General features: G+C 43.5%; 1 protein-coding gene. It reads right to left on the reverse strand.

Going from position 1 to position 292, the window contains the following annotated elements:
• On the reverse strand, positions 1-292 hold a 292-nt coding region (locus ACNKXV_RS14370; RefSeq protein ID WP_417908392.1), incomplete at both ends, for a hypothetical protein.

Consider the following 292-nt stretch of genomic DNA (forward strand, 5'->3'; position numbering starts at 1 on the left):
TTGGAGCACTAGCGTCAGAAACTGTGATTTTCTGAGATTGAGAAGAACTATTTCCAGCAGCATCTGTTGCGGTCCAGGTTCTTGTAATCTCGTAGTTATAAAAAGAAGCTTGATCAGGATCGATTCCTTTAGTACTAGTTTCAGCAAAGGTGATAGCAGGGGTAGAATCACAAACATCGCTAGCTGATGGCGTAGCCACAGCAGGAATATTATCACACGTTACAGTTACATCTGCGGGAACTCCGGATAATGTAGGAGCACTAGCGTCAGAAACTGTGACTTTCTGAGATTG

It is taken from the genome of Christiangramia aquimixticola (genome assembly GCF_048285835.1).
GTDB lineage: Bacteria > Bacteroidota > Bacteroidia > Flavobacteriales > Flavobacteriaceae > Christiangramia > Christiangramia aquimixticola.